Source organism: Streptomyces sp. NPDC051684 (genome assembly GCF_044453445.1).
Taxonomy (GTDB): Bacteria; Actinomycetota; Actinomycetes; order Streptomycetales; family Streptomycetaceae; genus Streptomyces.
Window position 1 is genome coordinate 21,107 of record NZ_JBITCS010000059.1, and the last position, 11,219, is coordinate 32,325.

Annotated in this window: 15 protein-coding genes; 4 read left to right on the forward strand and 11 right to left on the reverse strand. The window is 68.7% G+C overall.

The window, feature by feature from the left end:
* Nucleotides 1–3: 3 nt before the first annotated feature.
* From ACIA8D_RS39285 to ACIA8D_RS39335, 11 genes are all read right to left on the reverse strand, one after another.
* Nucleotides 4–1,482: a replication initiator gene (locus tag ACIA8D_RS39285; protein WP_399239859.1), complete on the reverse strand. Its 1,479-nt coding sequence runs from the start codon at nucleotides 1,480–1,482 to the stop codon at nucleotides 4–6.
* Complete coding sequence (locus tag ACIA8D_RS39290; protein ID WP_399239860.1) at nucleotides 1,479–1,700, reverse strand: hypothetical protein; 222 nt, start codon at nucleotides 1,698–1,700, stop codon at nucleotides 1,479–1,481. The genes ACIA8D_RS39285 and ACIA8D_RS39290 overlap by 4 nt, the downstream gene beginning before the upstream one ends.
* Nucleotides 1,697–1,888, reverse strand: a complete 192-nt coding sequence (locus tag ACIA8D_RS39295) for a hypothetical protein (protein WP_399239861.1) — start codon at nucleotides 1,886–1,888, stop codon at nucleotides 1,697–1,699. The genes ACIA8D_RS39290 and ACIA8D_RS39295 overlap by 4 nt, the downstream gene beginning before the upstream one ends.
* A 92-nt stretch (nucleotides 1,889–1,980) precedes the next feature.
* A complete protein-coding gene (locus tag ACIA8D_RS39300; protein ID WP_399239863.1) occupies nucleotides 1,981–2,274 on the reverse strand; it encodes a SpdD-like protein in 294 nt (97 codons plus the stop codon).
* Between the two features lie 24 nt (nucleotides 2,275–2,298).
* The gene (locus tag ACIA8D_RS39305; protein WP_399239865.1) at nucleotides 2,299–2,454 is read right to left on the reverse strand and encodes a hypothetical protein; all 156 of its coding nucleotides are present in this window, start codon (nucleotides 2,452–2,454) and stop codon (nucleotides 2,299–2,301) included.
* 8 nt (nucleotides 2,455–2,462) lie between these two features.
* A complete protein-coding gene (locus tag ACIA8D_RS39310) occupies nucleotides 2,463–2,651 on the reverse strand; it encodes a mobile element transfer protein (RefSeq protein WP_399239867.1) in 189 nt (62 codons plus the stop codon).
* Nucleotides 2,652–2,670: 19 nt separating this feature from the next.
* Nucleotides 2,671–3,345: a DUF2637 domain-containing protein gene (locus tag ACIA8D_RS39315; protein WP_399239869.1), complete on the reverse strand. Its 675-nt coding sequence runs from the start codon at nucleotides 3,343–3,345 to the stop codon at nucleotides 2,671–2,673.
* Nucleotides 3,346–3,386: 41 nt separating this feature from the next.
* The gene (locus ACIA8D_RS39320) at nucleotides 3,387–3,581 is read right to left on the reverse strand and encodes a hypothetical protein (protein ID WP_399239871.1); all 195 of its coding nucleotides are present in this window, start codon (nucleotides 3,579–3,581) and stop codon (nucleotides 3,387–3,389) included.
* 84 nt (nucleotides 3,582–3,665) lie between these two features.
* Nucleotides 3,666–5,006: an FtsK/SpoIIIE domain-containing protein gene (locus ACIA8D_RS39325; RefSeq protein ID WP_399239873.1), complete on the reverse strand. Its 1,341-nt coding sequence runs from the start codon at nucleotides 5,004–5,006 to the stop codon at nucleotides 3,666–3,668.
* Nucleotides 5,007–5,008: 2 nt separating this feature from the next.
* Nucleotides 5,009–5,338 (reverse strand): hypothetical protein, encoded by a 330-nt coding sequence (locus ACIA8D_RS39330; RefSeq protein ID WP_399239875.1) that lies wholly within the window; start codon nucleotides 5,336–5,338, stop codon nucleotides 5,009–5,011.
* A 136-nt stretch (nucleotides 5,339–5,474) separates the two neighbouring features.
* The gene (locus ACIA8D_RS39335; protein WP_399239877.1) at nucleotides 5,475–6,254 is read right to left on the reverse strand and encodes a GntR family transcriptional regulator; all 780 of its coding nucleotides are present in this window, start codon (nucleotides 6,252–6,254) and stop codon (nucleotides 5,475–5,477) included.
* Nucleotides 6,255–6,284: 30 nt separating this feature from the next.
* Between ACIA8D_RS39335 and ACIA8D_RS39340 the strand changes: the two genes are divergently transcribed.
* The 4 genes from ACIA8D_RS39340 (at nucleotide 6,285) to ACIA8D_RS39355 (ending at nucleotide 11,132) form a co-directional block, all read left to right on the forward strand.
* Complete coding sequence (locus tag ACIA8D_RS39340; protein WP_399239879.1) at nucleotides 6,285–6,749, forward strand: NUDIX hydrolase; 465 nt, start codon at nucleotides 6,285–6,287, stop codon at nucleotides 6,747–6,749.
* A gap of 2,114 nt (nucleotides 6,750–8,863) precedes the next feature.
* Entirely contained in the window at nucleotides 8,864–9,229 is a 366-nt protein-coding gene (locus ACIA8D_RS39345) for a hypothetical protein (RefSeq protein ID WP_399239881.1), read from the forward strand.
* Between the two features lie 386 nt (nucleotides 9,230–9,615).
* Nucleotides 9,616–10,371: an ANTAR domain-containing protein gene (locus tag ACIA8D_RS39350; protein ID WP_399239883.1), complete on the forward strand. Its 756-nt coding sequence runs from the start codon at nucleotides 9,616–9,618 to the stop codon at nucleotides 10,369–10,371.
* A gap of 5 nt (nucleotides 10,372–10,376) precedes the next feature.
* On the forward strand, nucleotides 10,377–11,132 hold the full coding sequence (locus tag ACIA8D_RS39355) for an ANTAR domain-containing protein (RefSeq protein ID WP_399239885.1): 756 nt from the start codon (nucleotides 10,377–10,379) through the stop codon (nucleotides 11,130–11,132).
* The last annotated feature ends 87 nt before the right edge of the window (nucleotides 11,133–11,219 follow it).

The following is an 11,219-nucleotide window of genomic DNA, read 5'->3' on the forward strand; positions in this document are numbered from 1 at the left end:
GGTCTACTCCCCTTCTTCCTGGGCCGAGTTGGCGCATTCCTCGCGGGACAGTTGGCGGTTCTGCTCGATGTCGCGGCGGACGTTGGCCGCGATCCAGGACTCACCGGGGGTGTGACCGTGACCGGCGTACGACCAGTGGGCGAGCGTGAGCGTGGTCCCCTCGTCGATCTCGTCGGGGTCGGGCAGGCCGAGCGCGGCGCGGTGCTGGGCGGCCCGGTAGTCGGCGCGGACCTGGCGCAGCGCGCCGAGGGTGGTCGAGTAGCGGCGGGACTTGGTGGAGAAGTGGCCGCGGAAGCCGAGCATGTGGGCCCAGCGGGCAAGGTTGCGTTCGGGATAGAGCGGCTGAAGGACGCAGCATGCTTCCATCAGTCGCCGGGCGTGATCGGAGACCTCCAGCCGGGCGAGGTCTTCACCCATACCGGTGCCTTGGCAACCAGCACAGTTGCTGAGTGAGGACCCGCCGCGGTCATAGACCAACGAGCGACCACTACCTCGGCACTTGCGGCAGTGAACAGGAGCGTCAGCAGCACCGGAGATCTCGGCGGCCTTGGTGGCGTACTTGGCGACGTACGACGCCACCGCTGCCTCTGTGATCTCGGAGCCGTCGCCAAACGCCTTGATGGTCTGCACGTCGAGGCGGTCGCCCCAACACAGGACGCGGGCCGGGTGGTCGCCGGAGGCGTCCAGGTCGACGCGGACGCGAGCAGCTGCCGCACGGATCGCGTCGGTGAGGAGGTCGACGGTTGCCCAGTGCGGTGGCGGGGAGTCCGGGCCTTCGGGGCCGTCGAAGCGGATGACGGCGTGGAAGTGGATGGCGCCGCGCTTCTGGTACTCGGCGACCTTCCCGAAGGACACCTTGGACTGCTCACGGGCAGCTTTCTGGGTAAGTCCGGCGCGGGCGGCGATCTCGCGGCGGAGGTAGATCGTGAAGTAGCGCCACAGCTCGGAGGCGTGGTTGTTCCACAGCACCGCGCCCGCGTAGTCGTAGGTGGCCGGGTCGAGCGGGGTGCCCAACTCGGGCGCGTCTTCGGGGTGTCGGGTGCCGCAGCGGCAGGGCCGGGTGCCGGGCCGGTTGTGGACCGGTCCGAAGGACGGAGCGGTGAGGGTGGCGAAGACGCGGGGGTGTTCGCGGACGGTGGGCGGGGTGCCCTTGGCCGGGTCGCCGACGAGCCCGGCGCGGATCAGGTGGTAGGTGTCGCCCGCGTAGGTCCAGGCGCACGAGGGGCAGCGGGAGGCGCGGCGGTTGCCGCAGGCGATCCGGAGCTTGCCGCCGGGCTCGGTGTCGGTCGAGTACGAGTAGAGGGCCTGTCCGGTGGCGCGGTCGCGGGTGACGGTCGAGCCCTGGAGGTGGATGGGGTCGGAGCAGCCGCCGGTGCGGCGGATCTGGTCTTGGATGCGGTCGAAGCCGGGGGACCCGGCCACCCTCAGCACATCGGCGAGGGTGGCCGGGTCCAGGCCCGCCTGAGTGGCGGTGTCGGTCACGCGCTCACCTCGGCAGAGGTGGCCATGGTGTCGAGGATCTGCGCAGCCTCATTGAGGCGGGCGGCCAGGTCCCGCAGCGCCTTGGACGTGTCGGGCGAGGCGAGCAGGGTGACTTCCACGTCCCGGCCGCCGACGCGGACGACGACGAAGCCATCGAAGGTGACGAGCCGCGAGACGCTGTCCGGCTCCACGTGGGCGGAAACGGTCAGGGACTTCATGCCGTCACCCCCACGCGGGCGAGGGTGCGGACGGGCGTGACGCCGGAGCCCTTGCAGGTGCGGCAGGTGACCGTGATGACGTGCAGGTTTCCGGCGTGGTCGCGGCCGAGGCCGGAGGATACGGCGACGGTCGGGAAGCCGTCGCAGTCTCGGCAGACGCGGGAGCGGGCAGGGGTGGGCTGGGCCATGATGAGACTTCCCTTTCGGGTCCGTTGGATCTGGAGGGGTGGAGCCGTCCGGGGCGGCGGAGACTTGGCGGTTGAGGCCGCCCCGGAGGGCGTTACCTGCGCTCTTGGTTGATGAGCGAGCGGACGACGAGTGCGATGATCGCGAGCGATCCGGCGGTGATCGCGACCGCGAGGAGCATCGAGACGAGCACGGTGCCGACCACGAGGACCGCAGCCGTGCCGCCGCCGACGAGGATCGCCAGCGAGCCGGGCGTGAGCTGGACCGTGGGCCGCGTGTAGGCGACCGGGGCGGGCGCCGGGGCTTGGTGGTGCTCGACGACGGCCCCGCTGAGCGGGATGGTCTGGCCGGTCGGCTGGTCGTTGACCGGGATCTTCGGCGTGAACACGAGCGGACTCCTTTCTGATCTGGGCTAGTTGACGAGGGCACCGACGGCGGGGCCGAGGAAGCTGTGCGCGAGGAGGTAGCCGCCGATCAGGAGCAGCACCACGAGCCAGATCGGCGGCCGGGTGAGCTTGATGCCGAGGTAGCCGACGACGATCACGGCGAGCCAGAGCGGGACGTCCACGAGGTCTCCTAGGCCGAGCAGCGGTGGGTGCGGGCGGCGAGTTCGGCGGCGGAGCGGTTGTTGTACTCCGTGGAGAAGTCGCAGCGGGGCGCGGTGCAGGCGGCCGTGTGGCGGTCGCGGCCGCGTCCGTCGTAGAAGGTGGCGACCTTGACCGGGCCGAACTGGCGGACGTTGCGGAAGCGCCGATAGGCGGTCATGGGTGGTTCTCCCTTCGGGTCAGGTGAGCTGGAGCTGTGCGGCGATCGAGTCGACGACCGGTGCGGGCAGACCGAGTTGGGCTCGCAGGTTGGCGGCCGGGAGCGGAGTGCCCGTGGCCTGGTGGTGCTTGTCGGCGAGCTTTCGGGCGTGGTCCAGAAGTGCCGGCGGAACGCTCACCGGGTCCGGCTTTGGCTCCGGGGCCGGGTCGGCGGCCGGGAGTTCAGCGGGCTCGGTGGGCTCCGGGCGCTCGTCGAGTTCGGGCGTGGGAGCAGGCCGGTGCAGGTCGACGGCGGTCGATTCTTCGGTCGGCTCCACCGAGGCCGGGGCCGTGTCGGTCGGTGTGTGGACGAGAAGCGTGCCGCCGAGGAAGGCGAGTGCGGGCCATCCGGCGACGACGATGCGCAGCCAGGCCGGAACGTGGCCGAGGTCGAGGAGACCGGCGGTCGCGATGTTGGCGCCGAGCGAGGCGAACAGTGCGATCACGAACCAGGCCCACGCGGCGCGGTCACGTCGCGCGGTCCGCAGTCGGCGCCAAGCCGCGACCAAGAGCAGGTCGACGCTGATCGGGTAGGCCCAGGCTTTCCAGCCGGACTGTCCGGCGGCCTCGGCCAGGTCGTGCAGGTGAGAGAAGGACAGGGCTCCGGCGATCACGGCTTGGATGAGCACGGCGTCCAGGCGGATCGAGCGGTTCACCGTCATCACCTCCTAGCGGGGGTCGGGCCCGGACAGGGCGGTCAGCGGTTGCCGCTGGGGTAGCCGTGGCCGGGCGGCGGGTACAGCGCGGGCTCGTAGGCGCCGAACAGGGCGACGGCCAGGCCGTACGCGGTGACCGCGACGAACTCGGGGTCGGCGTCCGGGCGGTTGGCGTAGTCGCTCAGATCGGAGATGAGGGCGGACGTGATGGAGAGGTCGGCGCAGGTCGAGCACATGAGCGTGGTTCTCCTCTCGGATCAGGCATGGCGGGGTAGGGACCTGGCGCGAGACGGTCACGCCAACCGGAGTGGGAGGGAGCGTCAGCCGATCGCGGGGGCCGTGGTCGGCATCGGCGGAATCTTGGACGCGGGAACCGGCGCGGGTGCCGGGCGGAACGGCTCCAGGGCCGGAAGGTCCGGGGCCAGGTGGGCGAACTCGCGGCAGACGGCGACGGTTTCGTCCACGGTGGTCAGCGGGGTGCGGATGCGACCCCAGCCGCCGGAGGCATCAGCGGCAACGGCCTGGCCGGGCCGATCGGCGGGGATCGTGCAGGCCACGGGCACCGACTCCGGGGCCACGTCGTTCAGCCCCATCTCGGCCGTCTGCTTGTCGTTGACCCGGTGCACCACACGGCCGGTGAGCTGAGCGCGGAGCATGGTCGCGCCCTTACCCAGCTCGGACCCGAAGCGCTGCCCGCAGATCTCCAGGTAGAGACCGACCGCGCGGGACAGTTGGGCCAGCCGGATCAGGCCGGTGACGATCCGCTCGCGGCGCTCCTCATCCTTCTTCGAGGAGATCAGGAACAGCTCGGCGATCTCGTCGACCAGGACCACGATCGGCGCCGGGCGCAGGTCCTCGGGCAGCTCCCACAGGTCCGAGACGCCGTGCTTGGCCAGCAGATCGAAGCGATCCTCCATCTCCGCCACGAGTACGTCGATCAGCGAGGCCGCGTCGTCGGGGTTGGTCGCCAGCGCAGACAGCCGCGGGGCGTAGCGGTTCTGCTCGACCCCGCGCTTGCAGTCGATCCCCACCAGCGCGACCGGGAGTTGAGCGAGCCCCTTGATCAGGTTGCGCTGATACATGGACTTGCCGGACTGGTTCGCCCCGAGGGTGAGCGCCTGCGGGATCTCGCGGTAGTTGCGCTCGTACACGCTCCCGTCGTCCCGGATCGCGACCGGCACCACCAGGCCGTGCGGCGCGGCCTTCTTCGGCATCTGCACCCGCTTGAGCAGGTCGAAGCCGGTCATCCGCAGTTCCACATAGCCCGGCTTGGTCGCGCGGACGTGGACCGCGTGGACGCCCCAGGCGTGCCGCAGCCGCTCGGAGGCCGCCGCGATATCGGCGGGCTCCAGACCAGCAGGCAGACGGAGCGTGACCCGCAGGCCGGTCGAGGTGCCCCGCACTCGGCGGATCTTCGGCGCTACCGGCTGCACCTCGCTGCGGGCGATCCGGCGGGACATGAACGCCCGCAGGCCGGACGGCTGAACCGTCAGCCCGCACACGTCCATCGTGTTCTTGTACGAGAACGAGAACCGGCCCCAGGCCATCGGCAGACCGACCATCCCCCAGTACACGCGCGGCGCACGGACCTTGGCGTAGCCGACGCCACCCGCACCCGCGAGAGCGCCCGTCGCCTCCAGCCACATGGTCAGGTCGGCCATGATCAGGCCCCCGTGGTGAGCGCGACCGCGCGGAACGCGATGCCGTGCCGCTTCTCGCCGTTGAAGGTGTTCTCCCAGTCGCGGGCCTTGAGGCCGAGCACGTTCACCGGCATGCCGGGCGCCAGGCCCTCGGGAAGACCGGTCTCCGGGATGGTCACCTGGTACAGGTTCCCGTCACCCTCGTCCGAGATCAGCAGGCCCACCGTCGACAGCGGGGCGTTCGTCTCACGGTCCATGGCCCGCTCACCCGTGGCCTTGTTCGCCAGCTTCGGCGTCGGCGCGGTCGCCACGAACACGGCGGCGGTCGAAACGTCGATCTTGAAGGACGGCATTGCGTCTCCTCTAGTAGAGCTTCGCTCCTGCACTCATGTACAGGAGTTATGAGTACGAGAGTGCCTAACTCATGTACATGAGTCAAGCGGTAGAGGCCGAGCGCGTGTCGAGTTGGCCGAAAAGCAGGCCCGCCGGTCAGTCCCTCGCGGCGAACCGATAGTCGAGAACGAACTGGTCAGCGGCCATGATCGTGTCGCAGACCTCGACCACACGACCGCTGTCCGAAAATGCGCTGCGGACCAGGTGGATCACCGGAGCACCGGGGCTCAATGCCAGGGCCGTGCCCTCAGCCTTCGTCGCCAGGCGGGCGCTGACAGTCTCCGTGAACTCCGCGAGCTGGTGGCCGTGCTCCTCTAGGCGCGCATAGATTCCGCCGCCTCCGGGGTTCTCGGCGAACATCTCGGGGATGTCCTTCACGACGTCCCACGGCAGGTACGACGTCGCTTCCTCGGTGGGGGTGCCGTCGCGGAAGTACCGACGCTTGCGAGCGAGGACCTTCGAACCGGCCGGCACTCCGAGCCGCTCAGCGATTTCCTCCGGCGCATCGACCGGGCCGACGAGCAACACGTTCACCGAGGGGACCCCCCCGGACTGCTCAGCCTCGGCGAGGTACGCCGCCTTCCCGGCCTTGCGGTGCGCCCGGCGGAAACGGTCGGAAGACTTGCGCTGAACCGGCGGACGCGAACGCACGTAAGAGCCTCGGCCGTGATGCGTCTCGACCAGCTGGGCCGCGCGAAGCTCCGCGATGGCCTTACGGACCGTGCCGGAAGCGGCCCCGTACCGCTCCATGAGGTCGGTCTCACTCGGTACCGGGGCGCCGGGCGCCAGCACGCCCGACTTGATCTGCGCGGACAGGTCATCCGCGATCTGCAGGTACTTCGCCTTGTTCGAAGACGACACGCTGTCACTCGCCATAGTCCTACAGTCTCTCCTATCCTCCTGTACATGAGTAACAGCGACGCCCAAAAGCCGTCAACGCCTCTCCACTCGGTATCCGTGGCAGGCGTCGTCGTGCGCGAGGACGGACGCGTGCTGGTGATCCGTCGCGCCGACAACGGGCGATGGGAGCCGCCGGGCGGAGTCCTGGAGCGGGACGAGGCCATCGAGGATGGGGTGTGCCGCGAGGTCTTCGAAGAGACCGGGATCAAGGTGCACGTCGAGCGGCTGACTGGGGTCTACAAGAACATGACGGTCGGAGTCGTCGCCATGGTCTTCCGGTGCAGGCCCGAAGGCGGGACCGAACAGCTCTCGGACGAGTCGACCGCCGTCACCTGGCTTGCCCCGGACGAAGCCATGGCCGCGATGAGCGAGGCCTACAGCATCCGCATCGCAGACGCCCTCACCGACGACATGGCGCCCCACATCCGAACCCATGACGGCCGCAAGCTCACCGACCCGGCAGGCAACTAGTCCAACCGACCGGGGCCCAGGGGTTGTTACAGGTTTCTCTACCTCATCAAGCCCGCCCGTTCCGGGCGGGAAGGGGGTGGGGAGACCACGAAGCCGCTGGCGTGATCGCTCGATCGAGCCGCGGAACGGCAGACACCCGCAGCCCCAGCAGAACGCACAGCCCAGCATCAGCGCACCCTGGCACCCGAAGCCCCAACAGCCCACATCGCACCCGCTGTCACCACAGGCCCGGTTGCTGATCCTCGGCGGCACAGGGGCCCATGGGGCGGGGGCTCTTGCCCTGTCGGGCATCCGGCGCACTGGCCAATCGGCTTCCAGCCGCTCGCTACGGATCACACCCCACAGGCCCGTGCTACGGGCCTGCGCGGGCACGGGGACTCGGGGCTTGCGCTCATGCCTTCGGCCCGCGCCGCCCCGGCCCCCGGCCCCGCGCCACAGGTGCACTGTCACGGGATGATCCGCTTCACGCTTTGACCGCTAAAAACGTGCGCCGGACCGAGCACAACACCCCACCCCAGCAGGCCCCAAGCCACCCGGACCAACCCGGCCTCGATGCCACGGGCCAGCACGGGACGAGGGGCGCAAAGCCACGAGCGATCGGCAGGCAGGGCACACCGGGTGAGGGGAAGGCCCGACCCGAGCGCACCAGCAGCACGCGACGGGAGATGAGGTGTGGTGAGGGGGCGGGTTCACAGACGATGCCTCCGGCGGGGGATCGGCCGGCACCGGGGGGAGGGGAAACGCCGCCGGGTGCGGGTCCGTGGGTGGTTGCGAGGAGCTCCCGTCCCGTCCACCGCCGACCCAGGCAAAGCCGAGCAGACGTGGTTCATGGCGTCCAGGTCGTTCGTACAGTGGCGCGCTCCACCTGGACGCCATGAACCACGCCCGCTCCACGATGTGTGGGTCGACGGCGGACGGGACGGGAGCTTGGGTTGAGTGGTGGGCTGAGTTCACGACGACGGTTGCGGGGTAGCCGTTGAGGCATGGCCTACAGAGGGCAGTCAGCGCGAGTAGTTCAAGTAACTCAACGGGCCGCCAAGGCCGACAAGAGCGCGGAACACTGTCGCGTCCAGGCCGACATGCACGCCGCCGCCGCACAGATCAGCAACCGAGACTTCCACACCCGCATGAGCGTCATATACCTCCGCCTGGTTCAGGTACATCGATCGACAGCCGAGCTACATCGAGACACCGCGCTCCATATCCGGTGAGGTCGACCGCGGACGGGACGGAAGCTGGGGGGAGCGGGTTGTGAAACGGAATCGCCTGCCACGCACGGCATCGACACCCCAATAAGGCGAAATCCAATTCATCCCGGCAGTAGCTCAAGTATGCGCGTGACTCGTCCCCACCCCGCAACAAGCATGGCTGCGAGGACAGCAATTCCGAGCGTCAGCCAAGGCGTCAAGTCGTCGCCCACCCCCAAAGCCGGAAGCGCCTTGGCTGCCCCAGTAGCGGCCGCCATCGCAGCGATGATAGCCGCCGCCATATGCGCAGATTCCAGCCACCTGTTACGGAGCCGCGAGACCGCATGGACCCCCTCAAGCTGATGAGCTGAAAGAAGGGCTGCTTGCCGACCGCTGAGATGGTTTTCGACAATGGTGAGTTGCAGGCGAGCCAGACTGATCAATGATGCGCGTGGGTCAACATCTATCCGCTGAAGTGCATCACGCTGGGCACCTGCGACCAGTGCTGCGTGCTGCTTGACAGCCCGCTTCCGGGGAGACCGTATCGCGATGGCGCGCATTGTCCGGTGCAGCTGAAAAAGGCTCCGCTCTACCTCACGGCAGCTCTTGTCGACCTTGCGAAGGACCTTCGGGCGGGGAGCCCACCTATTGGTTGGCTGTGCGTCGGCACATGCGATGACAGAGTCAACCACTTTGAGGACCAGTCGATATCTGGTGAGTGGACTACGTCTGATCATCCATACCAGGGGTATCGCCATCCAGACGGCAAAGAGGATGTATATGACAGCATAGTCCGCCGTACTCAGATGTGCGTGAGGCGAGTTTCCTTCAGTCATAAGCCAGCGATAGTGGGCTACCGCCTGAATTCCCCTGTGCCAACCTGCGTCTTCTGCCACTCCCTCGACGACATTGACTACCCAACGCCACATGACCGGCAACATGACGAAGATAGACACCGCGATGAAGATGGAAGCAAAGCTGGGGGGCCAGGACCTAAGAACACCGCGCACCTTCGGCACCTCGGCCTCCGATATGCCCAACGTACGTAAGGCGCCGTCCAGCAAGACCCTCTTCTGCTCAACCCAGGCGCGCTGGATGGCGCGTCGCCGTTTGAGGCTGAATCGGGACCATATCCGTAGGAGAAGCCACCTCACTCGCACAACGTACGATCCCATCAGCGCCCAACCCCCTGTGTATGACACCTTCCTGCATCTCAGACGCAGTATCCAGCTTGAACCCAGGAGCCGAAGCCGGATCGGCAAGGATCCATGGCGAAGCGGTCGGGGCAAGTAGCCTCATCCGGAGGCGAGGTCGTTCGCACGGTAAAGGCCGGGCCCCGGGGTGCGACAAGGGTCGGCTGCCTCGCCACTCAGGCCCGTGCCATATCCGTGCCAGGTCGGCCGGGGAACCACGGGGAACGGCAGGCACGAAGTCGACCGCGACGAGGGGGCGTTAGGGCACTCACCCGCAGGTCAGGGCCCCAACTCCCCCTAGATCACCCGAGCTTCCCAAGCTTAGAGCGCGAGTTCGATTCTCGTCACCCGCTCCATCGCTGAGGCCCTGGTCAGAGACCGGGGCCTTTTTGCTGTGTCGTGTGCGCGTCGGTGGTTTCCGGTGGCCAGTACCCTTCGCTTGGCCGCTGGCCGCGACGTACGAGCCGTGGGACGGAACGGGGACAGGTGATCAGTGACGGCATGGCCGAAGTGCTGCGCTCCCTGCGTCTGTTGGGTGAGGGGGGCGATCCGGGCGCGGCCTGTGCGCGCGCCCTCGGAGTGCCGGGGGTGACGGTGACGTTGCTGGTCAAGGCGGGGCAGGGGGCCGAGCCGCTGTGGTGCCACCCCGAGCTGAGCGGGCGGTTCGAGGATCTGCAGTTCACGCTGGGCGAGGGTCCGGCGCCCGACGCGCTGCGCGGCGGGGTGCCCGTCCTCGAACCCGATCTGCGGCTGGTGCCGCCCGAGCGCTGGCCGGCGCTGCTGCCCTCGGCCAGGGAGCTCGGCGTGCTGGGCGTGAACTGCTTCCCGCTGGGCATTGGCGCCGTGCGACTCGGGGTACTCACCATTTTGTGCGAGGGCAAACCTCTGTCGGACCAGCAGTACGCCGACGCCACCGCACTCGCCGCGGCGCTCACCTCCGCGGCCCTGAGCGGAGACCCGGTGGACGGGTCGAACGGGCTCCGGCGCGCCGCCGTGCATCAGGCGACCGGAATGATCAGCGTGCAGCTCGAAGTGCCGCTTTCCCAGGCCCTGTTGCGGCTGCGCGCCCACGCGTTCGGCACCGGACGGCCGCTCGGCGAAGTGGCCGCCGACGTGGTGGCCCGAAGAATCCGGTTCCACCCCGAAGGGGAAGATCGTGACGACGACGCTGGAGGAGACATGAGCGGGCCGGACTCTCCCGGAGACATCGGAGACATCTCACCCGAGGACAGAAGGGAGTGAGCGGTATGGCTCGCGAGCGGCGGCTCGCGGAGGTGTTCGTCGAGGTCACGGACTCCCTCATCGACGACTTCGACGTCATCGACATGCTGCAGCGGCTCACCGCCCGCTGCGTGGAACTGCTCGACGTCTCGGCGGCCGGCGTCATGCTCGCCGATGTGCACGGACAACTGCAGGTCGTCGCCGCCTCCGACGAGCGGTCGAAGACCCTCGAACTCTTCGAGCTCCAATACGAGCAGGGGCCGTCCGTGGAGTCCCACCGCTCCGCCCGCGCCCTCACCAATGTCGACCTGACCGATCCCCTGGCCACCGCGGAATGGGGACGGTTCGCGCTCCTGGCGCACTCCAGCGGCTATCGCACCACGCACGCGGTGCCGCTGCGGCTGCGCGATCAGGTCGTCGGCGCGCTGAGCCTGTTCCAGACGTCCACGGAGCCGCTGCGGACCGACGACATAGCGCTCGCCCAGGCGCTGGCCGACGTCGCCACGATCATCGTGCTCCAGCAGCGCTCCCTGGAGCAGGTGCATCTGGAGAAGAGCCAGGTGGAGCGGGCGCTCACCAGCCGCATCGTGATCGAGCAGGCCAAGGGGGTGCTCGCCGAGCGCTGGGGCACGTCGGTGGACGAGGCCTTCGAGGCCTTCCGCCGGTACGCGCGCTCCCAGCATCTGCGGCTCTCGGAGTTCGCCGCGACGATCGTCGACGGCTCCTTCGACACGAGGGTCGTCCCGCCGCCGAAGCCCGGTCCGGCGAACCGCGGCACCTAGGGCTTGTCGTTTGGATCAGGCCGGATCAGGGAGCGGGGCCTGGTGCGTGCGATCGCAAGGCGGAGGAGGGAGGCGACGCGGAGCGTC